The organism is Apibacter sp. ESL0404, assembly GCF_019469245.1.
Classification (GTDB): Bacteria; Bacteroidota; Bacteroidia; order Flavobacteriales; family Weeksellaceae; genus Apibacter.
This window is the reverse complement of sequence record NZ_CP048267.1, coordinates 1,207,809-1,233,567: the sequence shown is the minus strand read 5'-3', so window position 1 is coordinate 1,233,567 and position 25,759 is coordinate 1,207,809. Positions and strand designations below refer to the sequence as shown.

The following is a 25,759-nucleotide window of genomic DNA, read 5'->3' as shown; positions in this document are numbered from 1 at the left end:
AAAATTAATACTATGGCTAAAGAAAAAAAAATAGTAAGGTACAGAGATGCCGAAACTGGACACTACACCACAAAAAAATATGCTGAAGAAAATCCTAAGACTACAGTAAGGGAGACTGATCGGGTTAAGCCCAGAACTAAGCAAAAATAAAATTAATTTAAACTTTATCTTTGTTGTTATCTAAATTAATAAATTATACACATGCACATTTATTAAATAAAAATATTTGTGTTTTCGGTAGTAATAGGGAAAAATCAAATAGCTATTTATTTAATTTATCTGATTATTATTTGAATTTCATTGCATAAATTTTAATGATATAACAATAGATAAAATAAAAATTAGGGATATTCAGATATTATAACCTTTTAATTTTAAAATCCAGTAATAGTACAGTTAAAGCTCACATTTACTAATGTGAGTTATTTTTTGCATATTTTATTTGCTAATTTATAGTATGGAACTAATTATACTTAATAATTAATCTATACAGTATAATGTTGGACTTAAATATGAGCCCTTTAAAAATAAATTTTACGTAATTTAACTATATATTGAATGCTATATATATTTACTTAAAATTCGTAGATAGTAAAATAAATCAAATCAAAAGATTTCAAGATTAAACCGTCATAGAAAATAATTTGGTTTGAGGTGCATTTTTCATCATTCTCAGATCAAAAGCCATACAAATATTACGAATAAACGAACGACCATTTTCTTTTATAACTAAAGAATTTTCCGATAATTCAATAAGACCGTCTGCTTCAAACTCTCGTAATCTTTCGATGATTTCAGGATAATTTTTTTGAATACTTCCATCTTCCCAACGGGTTTCCAACAAACACATTAAATTAAGAATGTGTCTTCTAATAAATAAATCTTCCTCGCTTAAGATATGCCCTCTAAAAACTGGAAGTTCTTGATTATTAACTTTTTGGTAGTATTCTTCTATAGTTTTTACATTTTGAGCAAATGCATACCAATTGTCTGAAATGGAAGATACTCCTAATCCGATCATTACTTGAGTGGAAGAGGAAGTATACCCCATAAAATTTCTATGTATTTTTCTATTTAGCATGGATTGGTACAAAGAATCTGATTTTAAGGAAAAATGATCCATTCCGATTTCAAAATATCCCATATTTTCCAATAACTCTTTACCTTTTTCATACAATTCTCTTTTTTCCTCACCGCTTGGCAAATCTTCATCTTTGAAACCCCTTTGTCCTACACCTTTAATCCACGGAACATGAGCATAAGAATAAAATGCAATTCTGTCGGGTTGCATTACTTCGGTCATCTTGATGGTATGCTTCACTTTATTTAAATTTTGAAAAGGCAGCCCAAAGACTAGATCATGGCTTATACTTTCATATCCTATTTCACGAGCAATATCGGTTACTTTTTTAACGTTTTCAAGGGGTTGAATACGGTGTATCGCTTGTTGTACTTTAGGATCGTAATCTTGAACTCCAAAACTTACTCTTCTAAATCCGAGATTGTATAAGGATTGAAGATGTTCATGGGTGGTATTATTCGGATGTCCTTCAAAACTAAATTCTTTTTCCGAATGAATTTCTGCTTTTGAGAAAATATTTTCTAATAAATACGTTAGATTTTCAGGAGAAAAAAACGAGGGAGTTCCACCTCCTAAATGTAATTCTTTTATAATGGGTTTTTCAGGCAGTAAAGCTAGATACAACTGCCATTCTTTTAAAAGAGTTTCTATATATACTAACTCAACATTATGCTGTTTAGTAATACGCTTATTACACGCACAAAAAGTACATAAACTTTCACAAAAAGGAAGGTGAATATACAAACTAATGCCTTCTCTTTTATTACTTTCTAAAAAAGATTTTTGTAGCGTTTGAATCCATTTTTCACAAGAAAAATTTTTTTCATCCCAATAGGGTACCGTAGGATAACTGGTATATCTGGGACCGGGTACATTATATTTTTGTATAAGAGTATTATTTTGCATATTTCGTTTCGTTACTGCAAATTTATTGATAACAAAATATATGATTTACATAATTCAATTACTTTGAATTATGTATTTATAAATCAAACCAATAAAGTTATTTAAAATTTATTAAGAAGGTAAACCCAGGATAAAAAATTAATTAAAAAAAATGTCAAAAACAATAATAATCAATAAAAGATATGAAATGATTGATTTATATTGAATTAAATTTAAACCATTTTTTACCCAAATACTAACTGATGGCTTTTCTTATTTTTACCAATTTTTCCAACAAGTTTTCCAGTAAATCCAGTTTTAACATATTTGCACCATCGGAAAGAGCAATTTCTGGATTAGGATGAGTTTCAATGAAAATTCCATCAGCACCAACGGCAATACCTGCTTTAGCAATAGTTTCAATCATATCAGGTCTTCCTCCCGTTACACCGGTTGTTTGATTCGGCTGTTGTAACGAATGCGTAACATCTAATATTACAGGAGCATAGTTCCTCATAGTAGGTATTCCTCTGTAATCTACAATTAAATCGTGATATCCAAAAGAAGTTCCTCTATCAATAATTGCATAGTTGGAATTTCCTGAATCTTTTATTTTTTGAGCGGCAAATTGCATGGCTTCTGGAGATAAAAATTGACCTTTTTTTAAGGTAATATACTTTCCGGTTTTTGCAGCCGCAACTAACAAATCGGTTTGTCTAACCAAAAAAGCAGGAATTTGTAATACATCCACATATTTTGCAGCCCATTGAGCATGTTCGTTTTCGTGAATATCGGTAGTGGTGGGTATTGAAAACGTATCACCAACTTTTTTTAATATTTCTAACGATTTTTGTTCTCCAATCGTTGTAAAGCTGTCGACTCTTGATCGATTTGCCTTTTTGAAAGAACCTTTAAAGATATAAGGAATACCTAATTTATCTGTTATTTCAACAATTTTTCCGGCAATATCCATAGCCATTTGCTCACCTTCAATAATACAAGGTCCAGCAATTAAAGTGAAATTGTTAGTAATTGTATTTTTTATTTTAGGAATTGAATATAAGCTGTTTTTCATGAAGAATCTTTTTTACAAATTTACTATATATTTATTACCAATGAAAATTACCTATTAACTGCATACCAAATGTTTGAAATAGAGCTAGGAAATAAATAATATTTAATGTAATTTGATTGCATTTGGTGAGTATAATTAAGAAAAAAGGGTATATAAATAAACATGCTCTTGCAGTTTCACCGGTAGCATATGCACCCGTAACTAACATAGCTAAAAAAGTGAAGATAGCAGAGTAAAATAATTGAACATTAATTTTATTAGAATTTGGAGATAATAGGATATTTAAATACTTTCTATTAGCATTCAATATTACAGCAGCATATCCAAATGATAAAAATAATAAAACCTCTGATATATCCTCTATTCTAGTATTAATATATACTTTAGGTTGGTAAAAACCTCTAAAACCATTTTTGTTTTCTAAATAAGAGGCAATCTGAAAAGTTTTTATGTGATTATAATTTAATAGAAAGTATAATGCAACAAAATATACGAATAATAAAATGCAAGTAATTATTAAAAGTTTTAAAATTAAAGTGCTTTTATTTTTGAAAAGTTGAAAAAAAGAGAATAAGCCGAATGTACCTAATAAGAAGGTTGATCCAAAAGTAAAACTGCTCATAACAGCTAAGCCAACAAAAGTAAGTAATATGGATTTAAATGTAATTTTATTATCTATGGCAGTTTTAATTATTCCCCATAAAGACATAGTAGCAAAAGATAAAATTATACCGTCAACAGAAACTATTGTATAAATATTCACTGAAGGGATGATGGAAAATAATAAAGTTAGAATATTGATACGATATAAATACTCTTTACCTAAAAATAATAAAAGAATTTTTCTTATGAAAATAAATGATAAGGTTGATAATAAGGAAAAACATATTGATAAGAATAAAATATTATTACAAAGAAATAGAATAAAATAATGAAATAAAGTAATAAATGGGGGATGAGTTTTAGTATGGATCAACAAATTGGGTTGATTTTCGTTAAAATGATCAAGCCAATACTTCCAATCATTTATTAAAATTGCATCGGAATAATATTCATATCCTTTAATATAAAAAGATTCAACCATTGCAAGATGAATATTTCCCTGTCCTAAATTTCCGAATAATATTAATAAAGTACAAAAAATGTAACAACTGAATGCATTAAATTTACTAGCATTATAAAAACTATAATATCCAATGCATAAAAAAATTAATAAATATATTGGCCCGGTAATAGTAAAATGAGAAGGGTATAAAACTGAAATTGGGAACAAATATCCTAAACCTGTATAAATACCCGATTGCATAGCCACATAATTTAGTAAAGCCAGAACAATCCAGATAATTATAATTAATAAAAATGTTCTTAAAGGAAAATTTTCTTTAATTTCTTTATATAAATACATTCTAAAAAGTTTATAAAGATTAATTATGGGAAATATAATTTCTCCATTTTTCAATCACCTGTTTCATATCCTCAGGTAATTCAGTTTCAAAAAACATTTCTTTTTTTGTTCTTGGATGAACGAAACCTAAGGTACGAGCATGCAAAGCTTGTCGCGGAAGAACATGAAAGCAATTTTCAACAAATTGTTTATATTTTGTGAAAGTAGTTCCTTTTAGAACAATGTTACCTCCGTATCTTTCATCATTAAAAAGAATATGCCCTAAGTATTTCATATGGGCCCTAATTTGGTGAGTTCTTCCGGTCTCAAGTTGACATTCAACCAATGTTACATAACGGAATCTTTCTAAAACTTTGTAATGGGTTACCGCATGTTTACCATGAGACCCATCAGGGAAAACAGCCATTTGCATACGGTCTTTCAAATCGCGTCCTATATGACCATTTATAGTTCCTTCATCTTCCTCAAAATTACCCCAAACTAATGCATTATACACCCTCTTAGTAGTCTTATTAAAAAATTGCTTAGCTAAATGATTCATCGCAAATTCATTTTTTGCAATTACCAATAATCCCGAAGTATCTTTATCAATCCTGTGAACTAGTCCGGGACGTTTATCTAAGTCTGTTTGAAAATAGGGGAGAGTACCAAAATGGTAAGCCAAAGCATTAACTAGGGTGCCTTCAAAATTTCCAAATCCGGGATGTACCACCATTCCGGCTTTCTTATTAACCACCAATAAATCTTCATCTTCATAGATAATATCTATAGGAATATTTTGGGGAACAATACTCGTATCACGAGGAGGATGTGCTAAAACAATGGAAACGATATCATTAGGCTTAACCTTATAGTTAGATTTTACAGGTATATTATTAACTAAAACATTACCGGCAAGAGCAGCCTTTTGAATTTTATTTCTTGTAGAATTTTCTATTAAATTTACAAGATATTTATCAATACGTACGGAACCTTGACCTTTATCTACAGTGATTTTAAAATGTTCATATAATTCATCCGCATCATTATTCTGATCAGTATCTAATAAATCTTTTTTCTCCATAAAAATTATAAATCTGTTCTAACTATACTATTCCAATATTAATCTTTTAGGTTTTTTCGAAGTATTATCTTCAGGAAGTTGAATGGGGTGAGACGAATTCTCGTGAGTGTTAGAATTATTATTAGTAGTTTCGTTAGAAGAAGGAATGTTTTGATGATTTATATCAGGTTTAATAAAATCATGAGAATAATCAACAGCGTTCAAAGAATCGGAATATTTATGAATGTTAAATGTTTGATCCAATTCTTTAATTTTTTCACGTAAGCTACTCAAAGGCTTGTTACTAAGATATAAATCTATGGGTTGGCCTTGATCATAAACAAGTAAAGGAGCAGGCACTTGATAATAAACATGATTATTTTCTGTTTTGGCAGGATCATCATAGGTTATATTACCAATAGAAAACAGGTTTTCTGTAATCAGTTTTTTAGCTGTTTCTTCGTTTAAACCAATAAAATTAGGTACGGAAACATTTTTAGCAAGACTTTTTGCCAATACAATAGTTAAAGGAGAAAAACGGGGTAACGTTAAACCCGGTTGTACTTCTTTACCTTTATATAATAATTTTAGAACCGTATTTGTTGCCAAACTTGGTTCATAAATCGTATCGGTAACTTTTAATCCGACTAAGTCTAATTGGCTGAAAGCTAAATATTTATATTTTCCGATAACATTAGGTACCGTTACAGGTTTCCATGTTTTGGCATTGGCTCGAATAAATATTCTTCTACCTTTTTTAACATGCGAACCTATTAGAGGATATATATCTAAAATTTGATATGATTTATATTTAGGATCATACTTAGAAGTATCAATCTCATATTCCAAGTCATTATCTTCAAGCTTAACTACTGCTTGATCCAGAGTTAAATTATTTAAATTAGGAACTTCCACTTGAACACCGTGATTTGTGTAAGCATTCAACCATAGAAAGGTTCCTTGTAAAAGTCCAAAAAATATTACTATAGCTAGAATAATGCTGACCCAAAATTGCCAAGATCCTAACAGTTTTAAGAATTTCATACTTACATTTTACAAAGCAAATATATAAATAATAAAAATATTATGGTTTATTAGTTAAAAATATGTTTAATTTTGTACGTTCTAACTCTAAATAACAATAAATAATTAATTACTATTATAATAATTGAAATTTTATGATGACAGTCGGAATTGTAATGGGAGGCTATTCTGAAGAAAGTAACGTTTCTTTAAAAAGCGGTGATTATTTTTATTCTCAAATAAATAAATCAAAATATACTGTCTTTAAAATAACCATTTTAAAAGACGGATGGAATGTCATTATAAATGATCAATCATATCCTATAAATAAAGGAGATTTTAGTTTTCAGTTAAATGAAAAAAAAATCCATTTTGATGTGTTGTTAAATACAATACATGGAAATCCGGGTGAAAACGGATTGATGCAAGCATATTGGGAATTGCTGAATATTCCCTATTCAGGATCCTCTTTTTATAATTCTGCATTAACATTTAACAAAAGAGATACTTTATCTGTGCTTAAAAAATTTAATGTATCGGTAGCCAACTCAGTTTATTTAAATCAAGGAGATCATATAGATGTTGATTCTATTATTGAAGAGGTAGGTTTGCCTTGTTTTGTTAAACCCAATCAGTCGGGATCGAGTTTAGGAGTATCAAAAGTGAAAAAAAAGGATGATTTTTTAACAGCCTTAAATTTTGCATTTAAAGAAGATAAAGCCGTATTGATAGAAAGTTATTTAGAAGGCAGAGAAGTTCAAGTAGGAGTATTTAAAAATCAAGGAGAAGTGGTTGTAGTAAATACAACCGAAATAATTTCAAAAAATGAATTTTTTGATTACGAAGCCAAATATTTGGGAGCATCAGAAGAAATAACTCCCGCTCCTATTTCAGAAGAAGAAGATAAACGAATAAGAGAGGCTGCGGCCCATATATACAGATCTTTAGATATGACCGGGTTTTCAAGATTAGATTTCATAATAGTTAATGGAACACCCTATTTCTTAGAAATTAATACAACTCCCGGATGCTCACCGGCCAGTATATTTCCACAACAAGTTAAACAAGCAGGTCTAGATTTTTCGGAATTATTAGACAACGAAATTTCAATGGCATTACAAAGATTTGAAAATAAATAAACATGGAAAGAGTAGCAGTATTTCCTGGTTCTTTTGATCCAATTACCTTAGGACATTCAAATATAATTGAAAGAGCTGTCCCATTATTTGATAAAATTATTGTTGCCATAGGAAATAATTCCAATAAACAATATATGTTTCCCTTAGAAAAAAGAATGGAATGGATACGTGAGACAGTTAAAATATTTCCTAATGTAGAAGTTGACTCTTTTGATGGGCTTACGATTGATTATTGTGCAAAAAGAAAAGCTCCTTATATTATTAGAGGTCTTAGAAATCCAGCAGATTTTGAGTTTGAAAAAGCAATAGCACATACCAATCGCACATTGGCAAAAAAATCTGTAGAAACCGTATTCTTTTTAACATCATCCGGAAAATCTTTCATAAGTTCAAGCATTGTAAGAGAAATAATGAGATATAACGGAGATTATGAAATATTAGTGCCAAAAGCAGTTAGAATATAAATTTATTATTAAAATAATATATAACAAAGAACGGCTGCTAAGATTTTTTGTGAAATCAATATTCTTAAAATAAATAAAGTTCGATTAATGAAGGAGGAATGTTAATAATATCTAGTAAAACTTAGATAAAAATTATTGCTTAGTTAATTTTTTTGTATTTATTTTACGTGATATTTTTACGAATAGTTAAAAAATTAATTTATATATCAGATGGAAAAACAACAATTAACCCAAACAAATTCAAAGACTAGAGTAGGAGGATTAAATCCTTTTATTACGATCATTATTTTAATAGCTATAGGAGAATGCATTTATCACTTTGTACTAGGTGCACCTTCAAATTTTAAAGGTGATACGACCGATAGCGACCCTAAAACGTTTATGGGTATTATCCATAAAGGGGGTGTGATTGTTCCTTTTTTGATTTCCTTTTTACTTATGGTTATCGTATTTTCAATTGAAAGATTTTTTATCATTGGAAAAGCGGAAGGAACAGACAGCTTAACAAAATTTGTAAATGATATCCGTGTATTATTAGATAAAAACGATATCAATAATGCCATTTCATTATGTGATAAACAAAAAGGTTCTATAGGAAATGTAGTAAAAGAAGGGTTAATTTCATATAGAGCATTAGCTAATGATACAACTTTAGATAAAGAACAAAAATTAGTTTCATTAAACAAAACATTAGAAGAAGCTACCTCATTGGAAATGCCAATGCTTGAGAAAAATATGACTATTTTAGCAACAATAGCATCAATCGGTACATTAGTTGCCTTAATGGGAACCGTAATCGGTATGATCAAAGCATTCTTTGCATTAGGTGAAGGAGGTGGGTCTCCGGATGCAGCTGCTTTATCAGTAGGTATATCTGAAGCCTTAGTAAATACTGCATTAGGTATTGGTACTTCAGCACTTGCTATAATTGCTTATAACTATTTTACATCAAGAATAGATACTTTAACTTTCAAAATTGATGAAATAGGTTTAAGTATTCAACAGTCTTTTTCTGCTCACCATTAATTAAGTTTCTAATTTTCTTTAAAGAGTAAAGAAAATTAAAAAGATAAGATTAAAAATTATTTTAAAAACTTAAAAAATAATATGGCAAGAGTTAAACCAAAAAGACACGGGATACACATAGATATGACGCCAATGAGTGATTTGGCGTGGTTGCTGTTAACGTTCTTTATCTTGACAACACAATTTAAGCCTAAAGAAACGGTAACCATTGATCCGCCTTCATCTATATCTCAAATTAAAGTCAGAGATCATGGAATGATGAAGATATCTATAACTTCAGATGGAAAATACTATTTCTCAATGGATGAGGAAAAATACAAAGTTCAATTGCTCGATGCAATGGGAAAGAAGTATGGCATCAATTTTACGGATAGAGAAAAAAGCGAATTTAAAAAATTAACGGATTTCGGGGTATCAATAACCGGTCTTAAGCAATATTTAAATATTCCGGAAGGACAAAGAGAATCTGTAAAAGTTCAGGGAATACCTGCAGACAGTGCAAAACCTGAAATTACCGATTGGGTTTTTGAAGCTAGAGAAATAGCTAAGAAAAATGGCGATTCATTAGACTTAGGGATCAAAGGTGATGTTAATACGCAATATCCTGTATTTAAAAATCTTTTATCTAGATTACAGGAGAAGAATATGAATAAATTTCAATTAATTACGTCAGCCGAAAGTAAACCGGAATAATGTAATTAAATTAACCCATTAACGAAAAAGAAAAATATGTCAGCAGGCGTAGATACAAGTAATAGTGGAAAAGGGGATGGAAAGGTAAGGGCTAAAAAAATGAACCTTAATGTGGATATGGCACCGATGTGTGATTTAGGTTTCCTTTTAATTACATTTTTCATGTTTACAACCACATTCAGTAAACCCAATATCATGCATTTAAACATGCCACCAAAGGTTGAAATCCCCCCTTCTAATATTCCTGAAATTAAAACAAAGAATTCGTTAACTATAATTTTAGGAAAAGACGATAAAATATATTGGCATCAACAGGAACAACAGGATTTAAATGCTTCCACTCTGATGGAATCCGACTATTCAAAAGAAGGAATACGTAAAGAAATATTACGAGCTCAGAAACAAGCAGATCAAAATAAATTCACTGTGATTATAAAACCTACCGATGATTCAAGTTATAAGAACTTGGTGGATATATTAGATGAAATGGAAATTACTAATTCTGATCGATACGGAATTAAAGAGCTTTCTTCAAAAGAAAAAGCAGTATATAAAGAAAAAGTTAATAACTAACGAAAAATTAAAAGAATGGCAGAAAATAATATGAAGTCCTTAGACGACATAGTTTTTGAACATAAAAATAAAGACTATGGAGCCTATTGGATAAGAAATACAGAAAGAAAATATCTGACAAGAGCATTTATTATAGGAACGGCTATCTTTATTGCATTCGTTTTGTTATTATATTTTTATAACAGATGGCAAGCCAACAGCGGAGAAGTCCAAAAGGCGGTAAATATTGAATTAACGGATATACAAACTCCTGAAGAGGAAAAAGAAGAAATCTTTGAACCTAAAGATGAACCGCCACCGCCACCACCCGTGCAGCAAGATGAAGTAGCTCAAGTAAAAATGGTTATCCCTGAACCTAAAAAGGTTGTGGTTAAAGAAGAAACCGTTCCTAAAGTTCAAGATACCAAAGACAAGGCAATTGGATTAGAAGATAAAGAGGGGAAAAATACAACAGATGCAGCCATATCTCATGGACCTAAAAATGATGTACCTCCGGCACCACCACCGCCAATCCCTCCTGCAGATCCTAACAAAGTATTTACTCAAGTAGATCAAGAAGCAGAATTTAAAGGAGGAGGATTGAAAGAAGTAAGTAAATTTATTGCCCGTTATATGGAATATACAGATCGAGCAATAGATAATGGAACTGAAGGGAAAATAACCGTACGTTTCGTGGTAGAAAAAGACGGTAGCGTAACCGATGTTCAGGTTGCCGGTAAAAAATTGGGTGACGGGTTAGATGAAGTAGCTATTGCAGCTATTAAGAAAACCAGTAAAATGTGGACTCCGGCCAAAGTAAATAATCAACCGGTAAGATCTTATTTTAGAGTACCCGTAGCATTCAGATTGCCACAATAATTTTATAATTATTTACAATAATAGTAAAACTATCTCTTTCTAAAAGAGATAGTTTTTTTTTTATATACAATTATATACGAATGAAATAAATTATTTAGATGCATTCTAAAAGAACGAAAGGTGATATAAGTCATAACACACAGGGTTAGACGTTTTTTAAATTTGTATTCCAAAATTAAACATTAAAGTATTATGACAAGATTTTACTCTTCCTCCATAGGAAGAAAGTTTATGATGGCTTTAACAGGCTTTTTTCTCATGATTTTTTTACTGGTGCATTTAGGAATAAATTTAACTCTATTTGCAGGTAATACAGATAATGAAGGAAAATTATTGCCTAAAGAAGAAGTGATTTTTAATCAGGCGTCACATTTTATGGCAACTAATCCCTTAATCCAGATTATGCAATATGTACTGGCTTTTGGCTTTATCTATCACATCTTCTTAGGTATTATATTAACCTCCAGAAATCAAAAAGCAAGAGGAAAAGAACGTTATGCCGTAAATCAGTTTTCAGCAAACACTCCTTTTAATTCAAGAACTATGATTTATACAGGGTTGTTAATTTTAATATTTTTATTATTACACCTTTATAATTATTTTGTTCCCATTAAATTCGGTACGGTAGGAGATGATTATTTATTAGTGACAGAATTATTTAAAAGTCCGGTATATACCTTAATATACGTCTTGGCTTTTATATTTTTAGGATTGCATTTAAGTCATGGATTTGCATCTTCTTTCCAGTCAGTTGGATTTAATCATAAAATTTATACTCCTGTTATTAAAATACTGGGAAAAGCATATTTTATATTTATCGCAGTTGGATTTGCCGCAATTGCAATTTATTTTTACTTCAAAGGCAATGGTTTAATTTAAATTATTTTAAGAAAATACTATTATGGGTATAAAATTAGAATCAAAAATACCGGAAGGAGATATCCATGAAAAATGGAAAAATCATAAAGATCATATGCGTTTGGTTGCGCCCAATAACCGAGGAAAAATAGATATAATTGTAATAGGTACAGGATTAGCGGGAGGTGCAGCAGCAGCATCGTTAGCAGAGATGGGGTATAATGTAAAAGCTTTCTGTTATCAAGATTCCCCGCGACGTGCGCACTCCATTGCAGCTCAAGGAGGGATCAATGCAGCTAAAAATTATCAAAATGATGGCGACAGCGTTTACAGATTATTTTATGATACAATTAAAGGAGGAGATTATAGAGCGAGAGAAGCAAACGTATACAGACTAGCTGAAGTTTCCAATTCAATCATAGACCAGTGTGTGGCACAAGGAGTACCTTTTGCAAGAGAATACGGAGGACTATTAGATAACCGATCATTCGGGGGTACACAGGTACAAAGAACCTTTTATGCAGCAGGACAAACCGGACAGCAACTATTACTAGGTGCTTATTCCGCAATGAACAGACAAATAGGTAAAGGGCGTTTACAAATGTTTAATAGACATGAAATGCTTGATCTGGTAGTGGTTGATGGAAAAGCTAGAGGAATTATAGCCAGAGATCTGGTTACCGGAGAAATACAAAGACACTCTGCTCATGCGGTTGTTATAGGTTCAGGAGGATACGGAAATGTATTTTTCTTATCAACCAACGCGATGGGATCGAATGGAACAGCAGTTTGGAAAATACATAAAAAAGGGGCAGCCTTTGGTAATCCTTGTTTTACACAAATTCACCCGACTTGTATTCCGGTTCATGGAGATCAACAATCCAAATTAACCCTAATGTCAGAATCTTTAAGAAATGACGGGCGAATTTGGGTACCTAAAAAAATTGAAGATTCACAAGCTATACGTGCAGGAAAATTGAAACCTACTGAAATAGCTGAAGAAGACAGGGATTACTATTTGGAAAGAAGATATCCGGCTTTTGGAAATTTAGTTCCAAGAGATGTGGCTTCACGTGCAGCAAAAGAACGATGTGATGCAGGATACGGAATCGAAAATAATGCTACCGGAGAAGGAGTTTATTTGGATTTTTCTTCATCTTTTGTAAAATACGGTAAAGAAAAAGCAAATGAGCTGGATATTCACAATCCATCACAAGAAGAAATTATTAAATTAGGAAAAAAAGTAGTTGAAGAAAAATATGGAAACTTATTTACCATGTATGAAAAAATTACGGGTGATAATCCATACGAAACTCCAATGAAAATATATCCTGCAGTTCACTATACTATGGGAGGAATTTGGGTTGATTATAACCTAATGAGTACCATTCCGGGATGTTTTGTAACCGGTGAAGCTAATTTCTCTGATCATGGAGCTAACCGCTTAGGAGCGTCAGCCTTAATGCAAGGGTTAGCCGATGGGTATTTTGTTTTGCCGTATACTATTGCTGACTATTTGGCCGATGATATACGTACCGGGCCGATATCAACAGACTTACCGGAATTCGTAGAAGCTGAAAAACAAGTCAAAGATAGAATTCATCATTTTCTAACCAATAAAGGGACTAAAACCGTTGATTATTTTCATAAAAAATTAGGTCGTGTCATGTGGAACAAAGTAGGTATGGCTCGGGATGAAAAAGGATTAAAAGAAGCAATCTCTGAAATAGAAGAAATCAGAAAAGAATTTTGGAGAGATGTTAAAGTACCGGGTTCCGATAATACGATTAATATGGAACTTGAAAAAGCGGGTAGAGTGGCAGATTTCCTAGAATTAGGTCAATTAATGGCCATGGATGCATTGAATAGAAATGAATCATGCGGAGGACATTTCCGAATTGAATACCAAACAGAAGACGGTGAAACGCTGCGTAATGATGAAGAATATTCTTATGTAGCCGTTTGGGAGTATAATGGTGAAGATTTAAATAAAGAAATTCTGCATAAGGAAGATCTAAATTACAAATACATTAAAATAGCAGCAAGAAATTATAAATAACCTGTAAATAAAAATAAAAAAATGGCAGGAAAATTATTAAACCTAACACTAAAAGTTTGGAAACAAGCAGGTAGGGGACAAAAAGGAAAATTTGAAGAATATAAATTAGAAGGAGTATCTACTGAAAGTTCATTTTTAGAAATGTTAGATATGCTAAATGAGCAATTAGTAGAACAAGATAAAGAACCCGTTGCATTCGATCATGATTGTCGTGAAGGAATATGCGGAATGTGTTCACTATATATAAATGGAAGGGCTCATGGTCCGGATCGAGGAATAACCACTTGTCAATTACACATGAGAATGTTTAATGATGGAGACACTATTGTTATTGAACCTTGGAGATCAGCAGCTTTTCCTGTAATTAAGGATCTAATTGTTGATAGAACTGCATTTGACAGAATTCAACATGCCGGAGGATTTGTTTCTGTGAATACTTCAGGAAATACAATTGATGCTAATGCGATACCAATTGAAAAAGAAAAAGCAGATAAAGCATTTGCTGCAGCCGCTTGCATTGGTTGTGGAGCTTGTGTGGCTACTTGTAAAAATGGATCAGCCATGTTGTTTGTTTCTGCTAAAGTTTCTCAATATGCATTATTACCTCAAGGTAAAATAGAAGCTACCCGCAGGGTATTAAATATGGTTAGAAAAATGGATGAAGAAGGATTTGGTAACTGCACCAATACAGGAGCTTGTGAGGTTGAATGTCCTAAAGGAATTTCTCTTGAAAATATAGCCAGAATGAACAGAGAATTTCTACATGCCAGTATTGTAAATGATATTAAGGCAGAATAATTGTCAAATATTTTTAAGTATAATTTACAGTTCGAAGCGTACGTTTCGAACTGTTTTTTTATTTTATAATCTCATCTACTATATTAACATTGTGTATCAGTATTACTAATACGAAAACTATTTATCCCAAAAAAATTAAAGATATTTTACAAGCTTAATTGATCCGTAAACGTTAATAATCTTTCATAATTATTATAATTCAGAATTACCTTTGGTAAAATTTCAAATGAATTCAAAATATTATATTTCCTTATAATAAGTTTTTCTTTTTTTATGATTAATAGGATTATAATCCTTCCATAATAATTGAATACTTTTATTATCTGCTAATTCAGGATTAGTTTCCAAATATTTAACTCCTTTATTGTTAAATAAATCAAAGAATTCTTTCAAAACAATGGCAGTAATTCCTTTCTTTTGATAATCGGGATGGATGCCTATCAAATAAAAATTAGCCCATTCATTATTTTTGGAAGCTCTTAGTAAATGATACCATCCGAATGGAAATAATTTCCCTTTCGCTTTTTGTAAGGCTACGGAATAGGAAGGCATGGTTATGGCAAAACCCACTAAATTATTACTTTCATCTGCAATACAGATTACATAATCCTTGTTTATAAATGGAATGTATTTTTCCTTATAATATTGTATTTGCTTATCCGAAAAAGGAACATAAGTAGGTAAAATCTTGTAGGTATCTTCTAACAATTTAAAAATTTCATCCGCTCGCTCAATTAATTCATCTTTCGTTTTAAACTGTAAAGATTTTAGTTTATATTTTTGCTTTAATAAGTCGGAGAACCGAATAACTTTATCCGGTAATTCTTTAACAACTTCAATGTAAAATTCAACCCATTCATTAGCTTCAGTAAAACCTAATTTTTTAAAATGATCATGATAATAAGGAAAATTATAAATACCAATCATAGTAGCTAATTTATCATATCCTTTACTTAAAAATCCCGCCTTATCAAGATTAGTAAAACCAACCGGTCCTTCAACTCGTTGAATACCCTTTTCCTCAGCCATTTCATAAGCTTTATCTAAAAGTCTTTTGGTAACTTCAAGATCATCTATAACATCAAACCAACCGAATCGTAGTTTCTTTATACCGGAAAATTTTTCCTCATTTTTATTGATAATCAAAGCAATTCTTCCAACGATTTCATTATCCCTGTAGGCAAGAAATTTTTTACATGTTGAAAATTCAAAAACAGGATTTTTAGTTTCGTCGAAAATTGCCATTTCTTCGGAAATTAGCGCCGGTACATAATAAGGATTATTCTTATAGAGTTTAGTTGGAAATGTTACAAAATTTTTTAAATCTGATTTCGTGATAACCTCGTTAATACTAATTTTGTTCATGTACTGTTAGATTTACAAGTCTTTTTGGTTTTACAACTAAAAAGTTATAATTTTAGCAAATATACTTAGTATAAATTAATTTTAAAATTTACAAGAATAATAAGTCTATAAAGAATTTAAACAATTATGGTAAACGATCCCATTTATTTATTAATAACAGCAATTATTTTCATAGTAAGTACGATTGTCCAAGGACAATTAAAATCAAAATTTGAAAAATACTCCAAAACAAGGTTATCTAATGGGTTGAGCGGAAAAGAAATTGCAGAAAAGATGTTACGAGATAATGGAATAACCGATATTAAAGTTACATCAACTCCCGGAATGTTAACAGATCATTACAATCCGGTAAATAAAACCGTTAATTTATCTGAAGGTGTTTATAACCAGCGGTCTACAGCCGCAGCAGCGGTTGCTGCTCATGAATGCGGACATGCCGTACAGCATGCCGTTGGATATTCCATGTTACAATTACGTTCCCAATTAGTTCCCATAGTTAGTATTAGTTCTAAATTTCTACAATGGGTGTTATTAGCAGGGTTAGCTATTATGGTGTTTTCAGGAAATACGATTGTATTAGGAGTTGGAATAGGTTTATTTGCCATAACTACCCTTTTTGCATTTATCACCTTACCAGTAGAATATGATGCCAGTAACAGAGCATTAAAATGGTTAGAAAATAATCATGTCGTTCAACCCGGTGAATATGATGAATGTAAAGATGCTTTGAAATGGGCAGCAAGAACTTATTTAGTATCAGCTGCCGGATCTTTAGCTCAATTAATTTATTTTGTCATGATATTTTTAGGAAATAATCGAAGAAATGACTAACTAATAAGCCAATCATAACGAGTTATGAATTTTATAAATCCTATATATTACGGAGTTGAAGGAATCAAAGAAATCAATAAGTATATTCAAAGCTATCAACCTTCCAAAATAGTTTTTTTGGTGGATGAAAATACGCATGAGGTATGCTACCCAAAAATTATTACTGAAATTGAAAGTTCTGCTGAAATTGAAATTTTGGAAATTGATTCAGGAGAACATAATAAAAATTTATATATATGTATAAATTTATGGGAGGCTTTAACAGAACTCAAAATAGATAGAAAAGCCTTACTGATAAATGTTGGAGGGGGAGTACTAACGGATATGGGAGGATTTGTAGCAAACTGTTACAAGAGAGGAATTCCTTTCATAAATATTCCAACCACACTTTTAGCAATGGTGGATGCCTCCATTGGAGGAAAAACGGGCGTTGATTTAGGCAGTCATAAAAATCAAATAGGTAACTTTGTTTTACCTCAATTAGTCCATGTAGATGTTGGTTTTCTTACTACGCTTCCTACCGAGCAAATTTTAAGCGGTTTTGCAGAAATTATTAAGCACGGACTAATTGCAGATAAAAAATACTGGGAAGAAATAATTCGCTTAGATGATAGAAATCCCGATTATTTAGAACCATTGATAAAGACCAGTATTGAAATAAAAAAGAATGTAGTTTCAAATGATTTTACCGAATCAGGATTAAGGAAAATATTAAATTTTGGTCATACCGTAGGTCATGCAGTAGAAAGTTTCTTTTTAGAAAATAATACCCCTATTTTGCATGGAGAAGGGGTAGCCATGGGAATGATTGTAGAAAGTTATATTTCCATGAAAAAAGGCTTTCTTTCTTATCCCGAATACGAAGAGATTAAGCTATATATTTCTTCCTTGTATACTAAATTAATTCTGAAGAAAGACTATTTTGATGATATTTTTTCATTCATGCAAAACGATAAAAAAAATGTGAATAGGGAAATTAAATTTGTTTTATTGGAAAAAATAGGACAAGCAGTTTATGATATTTCTGTGGAAAAAGAACTTATTAAAGAGGCAATTTATTTATATATAGAGTAAGAAGGTTGAATATGGTTTAATTAACCAATTGAGAAAAATATAATGAAATTAGCTAACTCTAATAGGTATCACTTTTTTCAATCTATATATGTAGATTTCATTTTGCAAAACCAATAAAAATCTATATATTTGCACTTCGAAAAAAATAATTAAAAAATTTTGATCTATGAATCATTACGAAACTGTTTTCATTTTAACTCCCGTTCTGTCTGATTCTCAGGTAGAGGAAGCAGTTAAATCATTTGAGGCTTTACTCAAAGAAAACAATGCAACTATTGTAAACCAGGAAAACTGGGGATTAAAAAAATTAGCATATCCAATTCAACTTAAAAGAAATGGATTTTACAATCTGATTGAGTTTCAAGCTCCCGGAGAAATTGTTAATACATTAGAATTAGCATTCAAGAGAGATGAAAGAGTATTAAGATTCTTAACTGTGAAATTAGACAAGCACGGGGTAGAATGGGCTAGAAAAAGAGAAGAAAAAGTTAAATCATTAAAAAAATAAGACATGGCAATTGATGAATTAGCAAAACAGGCAGCAGGAGGAAATGTCAGTGAAGTAAAATTCTTAAGTCAATTAGATATTGAGACTAAGACAGAAAAAAAATATTGCCGTTTTAAAAAATACGGTATAAAATACGTTGATTATAAAGATCCTGATTTCTTATTGAAATTTGTGAATGAGCAAGGTAAAATCCTTCCAAGAAGACTTACCGGAACATCTTTAAAATTTCAAAGAAAAGTATCTCAAGCAATTAAAAGAGCAAGACATTTAGCATTATTGCCATATGTTGGAGATCAATTAAAACCTTAATTTAAAGAAAAAAAGAGATCATGGAAGTAATTCTTAAACAAGACGTTGAAAATTTAGGACTAGAGTTTGACGTGGTTAGCGTAAAACCGGGTTATGCTCGTAACTTTTTAATACCTAAAGGATTTGCTTTATTAGCAACTCCTAAAAATAAAGCAGCATTAGAAGCTACTTTAAAAGAAAGAGAAGCAGAAGAAGCAGCTCAAGTTAAAGCAGCTAACGATATCGTTGCAAAATTAAAAGAAGTAGTAGTTTCTATTCCTGCAAAAGTAGGTGCCGGAGATAAATTGTTCGGTTCTATTAACAATTCAGACTTAGCAGAAGCATTAGCAAAAGCCGGAGTTAATGTAGATAAAAAATACATTAAAATTCCTGGAAATACTATTAAAAGACTAGGAAAATATACAGCAAAAATTCGTTTACACAGAACCGTTGAATATGACTATTCCTTTGATGTAGTTTCCGATGGAGTTGCTGCAGAAGAATAATATAATTTGTAAAAAGTAAATACAATACAAAAAACTGTCAGTTTAACTGACAGTTTTTTTATTGCTTAAATTCTTGGCTTATTTTATTTCTTATCTTATCTTTGATAAGAAAAATTATTTAAAATATGAAAGTAGCAGATGTTGCAGAACTTTTAAAACAACTGGCGCCTGAGTCCAATGCAGAAAACTTTGATAATGTTGGTTTATTAGTTGGAGACCTTCAAGCTGAAATATCAAGCATTTTAATAACCCTGGATTGTTTAGATGAAGTAGTAGACGAAGCAATTCAAAAAAATTGCAATATGATTGTTACCTTTCATCCCATAATTTTTTCGGGTATGAAATCAATTACCGGTAAAAATTACGTTGAAAAAGCAGTTATTAAAGCCATCAAAAATGATATAGCAATCTATGCCATTCATACGAATTTAGATATAGCTAAAGAAGGTGTTAATTATGAAATATGTAAGCGTTTGCATATTAAAAACAGTAAACCGTTAATTCCTAAAATTAAAAGCATTAAAAAGCTGCAAACATTTGTTCCTTTGACGCATTTTACCCAAGTACAACATGCATTATTTAAAGCCGGGGCAGGAGAAGTAGGGAATTATAAAAATTGCAGTTTTAGAGTTGAAGGAACTGGCACATTTTTACCAACAGAAAATTCTAATCCTTTTATTGGCAAAAAAAACGTAATTGAAGAAGTACAAGAGGTATTGATTAGTGTAATATTTGAGGATTTTAAACAAGCAACCGTTTTAGAAGCATTACGAAGATCTCATCCTTACGAAGAAATTGCTTATGAAATTTTCACTTTAGATAATGTAAATCAAGAATTAGGTATGGGTAGAATAGGAGAATTGGAAACCTCATTATCTCAAGAACAATTCTTATCATTTCTTAAAGAAAATTTGCCTACCTCATGTATTCGCCATACCAATTTAAAAAATAAACAAGTCAAAAAGGTAGCAGTTCTAGGGGGAGCAGGTAGCTTTGCAATAAAAAATGCGTTAAATGCCGGAGCAGATGTTTTTGTGACGGCAGATATAAAATATCATGAATTTTTCCAAGCAGAAGGAAAAATTCTTCTGGCAGATATCGGACATTATGAAAGCGAGCAGTTCACTAAAAATTTATTGCATAATTATTTACGTGAAAAATTAAATAATATCGATATTTTACTCTCTGAAATAAATACAAATCCGATAAACTATTACTTTAAATAGTCAAATTTTATAACTCCTTTTTTATAAAATTGTGACAATTAATTTAGATCAATCATAAAATATGGTATTACAGGATTAATCAACTATACTGTAAATAATAGAAGTTAAAAGATTATTATTTTTCCTTAAGCATATTTTTAATATAAAGTAACTATATTAAATAATAAATTAATAATTTAACTAACCAATGAATGTTCGTTAAGCAAATACCTCATGCTATTGAAACATATTATAAAATTTAGTAACTTTGTAAACTTTAATAAGATATAAACATAAATTCCAAAAAATAATTATAATCAACCCTATGATAAAGAAAAAAGCAGATAATACTACTGTTGAAGAAAAGTTGAGAGCATTATATGATTTACAAATCATAGATTCCCGCCTGGATGAATTGAGAAACTTAAGAGGAGAATTACCTATTGAAGTGGAAGATTTAGAAAACGATATAGCTGGATTGGAGAAACGAATAGGGAAAATGGAAGATGAAGTAGTTCATCTGAATAATGAGATTAAAGTAAAAAATGAATTAAATAAAAATTCAGAAGCTCAAATAAAAAAATATAAAGTACAGCAAGATAATGTACGTAACAATCGTGAATTTGAAGCATTAACAAAAGAAATTGAGTATCAAGAATTGGAAATTCAATTACAAAATAAAAAAATAAAAGAAATTAATGCTAAAATTGAGTTTAAAAAAACTCAGATAGAAGAACAACGTACCAAATTATCTAATTTCCAAGAACATCTTAAATTTAAAAATTCCGAATTGTCCAATTTGATAAAAGAAACTGAAAAAGAAGAAAATTTCTTATTGGAAAAATCGGAAGAATTTGCTTCTAAAATTGATGAAAGATTATTAAATAGCTATCGTCGTATTAGAAAAAGTTCTAAAAATGGTTTAGCTATAACCAGCATTGATCGTGGTGCTGTGGTAGGATCATTCTTTACCGTTCCTCCTCAAAAACAAGTTGAAATTGCTTCCAGAAAAAAAATTATTTTGGATGAACACAGCGGAAAGATTCTTGTAGATGAATATTTAGCAGGAGAAGAACAACAAAAAATGAAAGATTTATTAAAATAAGATACTAATATCTTTTAAATAAAAAGGCCTATTTCAATTGAAATAGGCCTTTTTTTATTTTAGATAAAGTTTTAATTGAAAGAGATTAAAATGTAAAGAAAATAATATTTAAACATAAAATAATAAATATTTAAACATTAATTCTTATTTTATATTTTATTTATAAAATATATTGGTCTACTATTTGACAATAATTAAATATTATAAAAAAAATAAAATAGGTTTTAAAATATTTTTATAGATTTGTTTATCGCAATAATAGGATAGCAAAGATTTATTTAAGGTTCTCTTTCATAAATCAACTATAATCCAAAAATAGTCATGAAAAAGAAAATAAATGAACTTATTGATCGATTAGAACTTCATCCAATCTGTTTGCCTATAAATAAAAAAGAATTAGAGCAGGTAGTAAAAATACTATTTTCCAAAATGTTTCCGGTCTGTGAGAGAAAAAATCGACGTAAAATAGAGCAAGAGCTTACATCCGTTTATAATATCTTATTGGAAAATATTTCCAAAATTATTAATACTAAGGCCGCAGAATCAATAGTAAATACTTTTTTTGATAAAATTCCTTCGATTCAGGAAGCACTATATAAGGATGCAAATGCCTTTTATAAGAATGATCCGGCAGCAGATTCATTGGAAGAAGTCGTATTAGCATATCCCGGTTTTTTTGCGTTGGCAGCATATCGTATTGCTCATGAATTTCATAGATTGGAGGTTCCTATAATACCTCGTATCTTTTCTGAATATGCACATGCTAAAGTAGGTATAGATATCCATCCCGGAGCTCAAATAGGAGAGAGTTTTTTTTTAGATCATGGTACGGGAACAGTCATTGGAGAAACAACCATTATCGGAAACAACGTTAAAATATATCAGGGAGTAACTTTAGGAGCTTTGTATGTAACCAAGAATCTGTCTAAAGTTAAAAGACATCCTACCGTTGAAGATAATGTAGTGATTTATGCAGGAGCTACCATTTTAGGGGGAGATACAGTTATAGGTCATGATTCAATTATTGGAGGTAATGTATGGATAACAAAATCCATACTTCCTTACACATTGGTGTATTATTCTTCAGAAATGAAAATTAAAACCGTGAAGGATTTCAAAGAACCTATTAATTACGTAATTTAAAACTTATAATAACCATAAAATTTAAAAGCAAATCGTCATGAAAATAAATAGTATTTTAGAAGCCATAGGAAATACTCCCCATGTGAGATTACCCAAAATATTTCCCGATCATGAAGTATACATTAAACTAGAAAAACAAAACCCCGGAGGGAGTATCAAGGACAGAATTGCTTTAGCAATGATAGAAGATGCTGAAAAAAGAGGAATTCTTAAACCCGGTGGAACCATTATAGAACCGACTTCGGGAAATACAGGAGTGGGATTAGCATGGGTGGGAACGGTTAAAGGGTATAAGGTTATATTAGTTATGCCGGAATCCATGTCAATTGAACGCAGAAGACTTGCAGCCGCTTATGGAGCTGAATTGGTATTGACTCCCAGAGAAAAAGGAATGAAAGGAGCTATTGAAAAAGCGGAAGAGTTACAAAAAAATACACCAAATTCATTTGTTCCTCAGCAATTTAAAAATCAAGCCAATCCTAAAATACATGCACAAACAACCGCTAAAGAAATTGTTCAGGATTTTCCGGATGGAATAGATGTTCTAATTACCGGAGTGGGAACAGGAGGACATATAACCGGAGTAGGCGAAGTATTAAAACAAAAATTTCCTTCTGTAAAAATCTTTGCAGTAGAACCTACTGAATCTCCTGTTATTGCAGGAGGAAATCCCGGACCTCATGCAATTCAAGGAATTGGTGCAGGATTTATACCGGAAACTTTAGATACAAAAATTCTTGACGGTTCCATACAAATTACAAAAGATGAAGCATTTAATTATGCAAAGCTTTTAGCTAAAAAAGAAGGAATTTTAGGTGGTATATCCACCGGAGCTTCTTTGGCTGCTGTTGCTAAAAAAATACAAGAATTGAATCTTCCTTCAAATGCTAAAATTTTAACATTCAATTACGATACCGGAGAAAGATATTTTTCTGTAGAAGGTTTATTTTAAAACATATCAATCAAAAATATAAAAGCAAAAAAAATTCCGATAAATACTTATCGGAATTTTTATTTAAATTTTTTATTTTTCTAAAAACTCTTTGATCTTTTGAATTTTATTTTGAGCATGGCTCAATTTGCTTTCAAATTCATCTTTAGAAGATAACGTATCTTGCACGGAGAAATAGAATTTAATTTTCGGTTCAGTTCCTGAAGGTCTACAAGCTAATTTTGTTCCTTTATCTGTGTAGAATATTAATACATTTGATTTTGGAATATCAATTGGTGTTTTTTCACCAGAAATCAAATTTAAAGAAGTGGAAGATTGGTAATCATCTAGTTTAACAATTTTTTCACCTACTAATTCTTTAGGAGGATTACTTCTAAATTCTTCCATCATTTTAGCGATTTGTTCTGCTCCATCTTTACCTTTTTTAACGATTGAAACCAATTCTTCATAATAGTATCCTACTTTGGTGTATATTTCAATCAATTTATCAAATAAAGTTTTACCTTCATTTTTAGCTTCCTGAGCTGCTTCACAAGCAACTAAAATTGATGAAATGGAATCTTTATCACGAACATAATCACTTGGCATAAAACCGAAACTTTCCTCACCGCCGCAAATAAATTTTTCTTTACCTTCAGCTTTTCTAATCAAATCGGCAATCCATTTAAAACCGGTTAAACCTACTTTACATTCTACACCATAATATTTAGCTAAAGGAAAAAATATGTCAGAAGTAACAATAGTTGAACCGATAAATTGTTTACCGTCTATTTTACCGTTTTTTTTCCATTTTCCTAAAATATAATCAGTAATAACCGTGTTGGTTTGATTACCGTTTAAAAGTACTAATTTACCGTCTAAACCGCGTACGGCTACTCCTAAACGGTCTGCATCGGGGTCGGTACCGAATACGATATCAGCATTTTGTTCTTCGGCATATTTTAAAGCTAACGATAAAGCTTCCGGTTCTTCCGGATTTGGGGATTTTACAGTAGGAAATTCTCCATCGGGATTTTTTTGTTCCGGTACAATAAATACATTTTCAAAACCTGCTTCGGCCAAAGCATCAGGCAATATTTTTATGGAAGTTCCGTGTAAGGAAGTATAAACAATTTTTAAGTCTTTTTTACCTATTAAATAGGAAGTATTTTCAACCGCGGCATGGATAAATTTTTTATCTTCTTCTTCCCCTAAATAGGTAATTTTGGAATCATCACCGTCAAATTTTATGTCAGCAAAATCAACCGAACGAACTTCTTTTATAATAGCAGAATCATGAGGAGGAACAATTTGAGCTCCATCATTCCAATATACTTTATAACCGTTATATTCCGGTGGATTATGAGAAGCTGTCAATACAATCCCTGCATCGCATTTTAAATTACGTACGGTGAAGGACAGTTCCGGTGTGGGACGAAATTCTTTATATAAGTAAACATATATACCATTGGCAGTAAGAACATCAGCTACCAATTTAGCAAACGTGTCGCTGTTATGTCTCACGTCAAAAGCTATGGCTACTGTAATTTTTTTATCAGGAAATTGCTGATGCAGGTAGTTAGCCAAACCTTGGGTTGCTTGACCATAGGTATATTTATTCAACCGATTTGTACCTATACCCATAATTCCACGCATTCCTCCCGTTCCAAATTCGAGGTTTTTATAAAAAGCATCATCCAATTCTTTTGGATTAGAATTAATTAAGTTTTGTACAGCCTTTTGAGTTTCTTCATCAAAAGGAGGTTGTAACCATGTTTTTGCAATTTCTAATGAATTCATATAATAATAATGTTAATTTTATAA

26 protein-coding genes are annotated in these 25,759 nt (G+C 30.8%); 19 read left to right on the top strand and 7 right to left on the bottom strand.

Annotated features, from left to right (window positions below; translation table 11 throughout):
* The first annotated feature begins 12 nt into the window (after positions 1–12).
* Positions 13–150, top strand: coding sequence for a hypothetical protein (locus GYM72_RS05215; protein ID WP_220263665.1), 138 nt, complete (start codon positions 13–15; stop codon positions 148–150).
* Positions 151–622: 472 nt separating this feature from the next.
* On the opposite strand, the gene hemN is transcribed toward GYM72_RS05215, so the two are convergent.
* From hemN to GYM72_RS05190, 5 genes are all read right to left on the bottom strand, one after another.
* On the bottom strand, positions 623–1,987 hold the full coding sequence (gene hemN / locus GYM72_RS05210) for an oxygen-independent coproporphyrinogen III oxidase (protein ID WP_220263664.1): 1,365 nt from the start codon (positions 1,985–1,987) through the stop codon (positions 623–625).
* 235 nt (positions 1,988–2,222) lie between these two features.
* Positions 2,223–3,041 (bottom strand): 3-deoxy-8-phosphooctulonate synthase, encoded by an 819-nt coding sequence (gene kdsA, locus GYM72_RS05205; protein WP_105297749.1) that lies wholly within the window; start codon positions 3,039–3,041, stop codon positions 2,223–2,225.
* 34 nt (positions 3,042–3,075) lie between these two features.
* Positions 3,076–4,446, bottom strand: a complete 1,371-nt coding sequence (locus tag GYM72_RS05200) for a hypothetical protein (protein ID WP_220263663.1) — start codon at positions 4,444–4,446, stop codon at positions 3,076–3,078.
* A gap of 19 nt (positions 4,447–4,465) precedes the next feature.
* Positions 4,466–5,509 (bottom strand): RluA family pseudouridine synthase, encoded by a 1,044-nt coding sequence (locus tag GYM72_RS05195; RefSeq protein ID WP_220263662.1) that lies wholly within the window; start codon positions 5,507–5,509, stop codon positions 4,466–4,468.
* Positions 5,510–5,536: 27 nt separating this feature from the next.
* Positions 5,537–6,532: a PASTA domain-containing protein gene (locus GYM72_RS05190; RefSeq protein WP_220263661.1), complete on the bottom strand. Its 996-nt coding sequence runs from the start codon at positions 6,530–6,532 to the stop codon at positions 5,537–5,539.
* A 137-nt stretch (positions 6,533–6,669) separates the two neighbouring features.
* Between GYM72_RS05190 and GYM72_RS05185 the strand changes: the two genes are divergently transcribed.
* The 9 genes from GYM72_RS05185 to GYM72_RS05145 all read left to right on the top strand — a co-directional run bounded on the left by GYM72_RS05185 (position 6,670) and on the right by GYM72_RS05145 (position 14,979).
* Positions 6,670–7,650, top strand: a complete 981-nt coding sequence (locus GYM72_RS05185; RefSeq protein ID WP_220264958.1) for a D-alanine--D-alanine ligase — start codon at positions 6,670–6,672, stop codon at positions 7,648–7,650.
* Between the two features lie 2 nt (positions 7,651–7,652).
* A complete protein-coding gene (gene coaD, locus GYM72_RS05180) occupies positions 7,653–8,114 on the top strand; it encodes a pantetheine-phosphate adenylyltransferase (RefSeq protein WP_105297745.1) in 462 nt (153 codons plus the stop codon).
* Positions 8,115–8,324: 210 nt separating this feature from the next.
* Positions 8,325–9,140, top strand: coding sequence for a MotA/TolQ/ExbB proton channel family protein (locus tag GYM72_RS05175; protein WP_160543221.1), 816 nt, complete (start codon positions 8,325–8,327; stop codon positions 9,138–9,140).
* Positions 9,141–9,221: 81 nt separating this feature from the next.
* On the top strand, positions 9,222–9,833 hold the full coding sequence (locus GYM72_RS05170) for a biopolymer transporter ExbD (RefSeq protein ID WP_105297743.1): 612 nt from the start codon (positions 9,222–9,224) through the stop codon (positions 9,831–9,833).
* Positions 9,834–9,869: 36 nt separating this feature from the next.
* Positions 9,870–10,406, top strand: a complete 537-nt coding sequence (locus GYM72_RS05165; RefSeq protein ID WP_160543222.1) for a biopolymer transporter ExbD — start codon at positions 9,870–9,872, stop codon at positions 10,404–10,406.
* Between the two features lie 15 nt (positions 10,407–10,421).
* Positions 10,422–11,264 carry an energy transducer TonB gene (locus GYM72_RS05160; protein ID WP_160543223.1) on the top strand — a complete coding sequence of 281 codons (843 nt, stop codon included), beginning with the start codon at positions 10,422–10,424 and terminating at the stop codon, positions 11,262–11,264.
* A 192-nt stretch (positions 11,265–11,456) separates the two neighbouring features.
* The gene (locus GYM72_RS05155) at positions 11,457–12,143 is read left to right on the top strand and encodes a succinate dehydrogenase cytochrome b subunit (RefSeq protein ID WP_160543224.1); all 687 of its coding nucleotides are present in this window, start codon (positions 11,457–11,459) and stop codon (positions 12,141–12,143) included.
* Between the two features lie 22 nt (positions 12,144–12,165).
* Positions 12,166–14,181: a fumarate reductase/succinate dehydrogenase flavoprotein subunit gene (locus tag GYM72_RS05150; protein WP_220263660.1), complete on the top strand. Its 2,016-nt coding sequence runs from the start codon at positions 12,166–12,168 to the stop codon at positions 14,179–14,181.
* 21 nt (positions 14,182–14,202) lie between these two features.
* Positions 14,203–14,979, top strand: coding sequence for a succinate dehydrogenase/fumarate reductase iron-sulfur subunit (locus GYM72_RS05145; RefSeq protein WP_105297739.1), 777 nt, complete (start codon positions 14,203–14,205; stop codon positions 14,977–14,979).
* Between the two features lie 240 nt (positions 14,980–15,219).
* Here the strand turns inward: GYM72_RS05145 and GYM72_RS05140 are convergent, their stop codons facing one another.
* Positions 15,220–16,344, bottom strand: a complete 1,125-nt coding sequence (locus GYM72_RS05140; protein WP_220263659.1) for a GNAT family N-acetyltransferase — start codon at positions 16,342–16,344, stop codon at positions 15,220–15,222.
* Between the two features lie 126 nt (positions 16,345–16,470).
* Here GYM72_RS05140 and GYM72_RS05135 point away from each other — a divergent pair, with 126 nt between their 5' ends.
* From GYM72_RS05135 to cysK, 9 genes are all read left to right on the top strand, one after another.
* Positions 16,471–17,175 (top strand): zinc metallopeptidase, encoded by a 705-nt coding sequence (locus GYM72_RS05135; RefSeq protein WP_220263658.1) that lies wholly within the window; start codon positions 16,471–16,473, stop codon positions 17,173–17,175.
* Positions 17,176–17,199: 24 nt separating this feature from the next.
* Entirely contained in the window at positions 17,200–18,249 is a 1,050-nt protein-coding gene (gene aroB / locus GYM72_RS05130; RefSeq protein WP_220263657.1) for a 3-dehydroquinate synthase, read from the top strand.
* Positions 18,250–18,415: 166 nt separating this feature from the next.
* Positions 18,416–18,757 (top strand): 30S ribosomal protein S6, encoded by a 342-nt coding sequence (rpsF, locus tag GYM72_RS05125; protein WP_105297735.1) that lies wholly within the window; start codon positions 18,416–18,418, stop codon positions 18,755–18,757.
* A 3-nt stretch (positions 18,758–18,760) separates the two neighbouring features.
* Complete coding sequence (gene rpsR, locus GYM72_RS05120; protein ID WP_055425972.1) at positions 18,761–19,066, top strand: 30S ribosomal protein S18; 306 nt, start codon at positions 18,761–18,763, stop codon at positions 19,064–19,066.
* A 20-nt stretch (positions 19,067–19,086) separates the two neighbouring features.
* Entirely contained in the window at positions 19,087–19,551 is a 465-nt protein-coding gene (gene rplI / locus GYM72_RS05115; protein WP_105297734.1) for a 50S ribosomal protein L9, read from the top strand.
* Between the two features lie 125 nt (positions 19,552–19,676).
* On the top strand, positions 19,677–20,777 hold the full coding sequence (locus GYM72_RS05110; protein ID WP_220263656.1) for a Nif3-like dinuclear metal center hexameric protein: 1,101 nt from the start codon (positions 19,677–19,679) through the stop codon (positions 20,775–20,777).
* A 307-nt stretch (positions 20,778–21,084) separates the two neighbouring features.
* Entirely contained in the window at positions 21,085–21,861 is a 777-nt protein-coding gene (locus GYM72_RS05105; protein WP_105298147.1) for a zinc ribbon domain-containing protein, read from the top strand.
* Positions 21,862–22,182: 321 nt separating this feature from the next.
* Positions 22,183–23,004 (top strand): serine O-acetyltransferase EpsC, encoded by an 822-nt coding sequence (epsC, locus tag GYM72_RS05100; RefSeq protein WP_160543229.1) that lies wholly within the window; start codon positions 22,183–22,185, stop codon positions 23,002–23,004.
* Positions 23,005–23,041: 37 nt separating this feature from the next.
* Positions 23,042–23,956, top strand: a complete 915-nt coding sequence (gene cysK / locus GYM72_RS05095) for a cysteine synthase A (RefSeq protein ID WP_160565037.1) — start codon at positions 23,042–23,044, stop codon at positions 23,954–23,956.
* Positions 23,957–24,028: 72 nt separating this feature from the next.
* On the opposite strand, the gene GYM72_RS05090 is transcribed toward cysK, so the two are convergent.
* Positions 24,029–25,735, bottom strand: coding sequence for a phospho-sugar mutase (locus GYM72_RS05090; RefSeq protein WP_220263655.1), 1,707 nt, complete (start codon positions 25,733–25,735; stop codon positions 24,029–24,031).
* Positions 25,736–25,759: the final 24 nt, after the last annotated feature.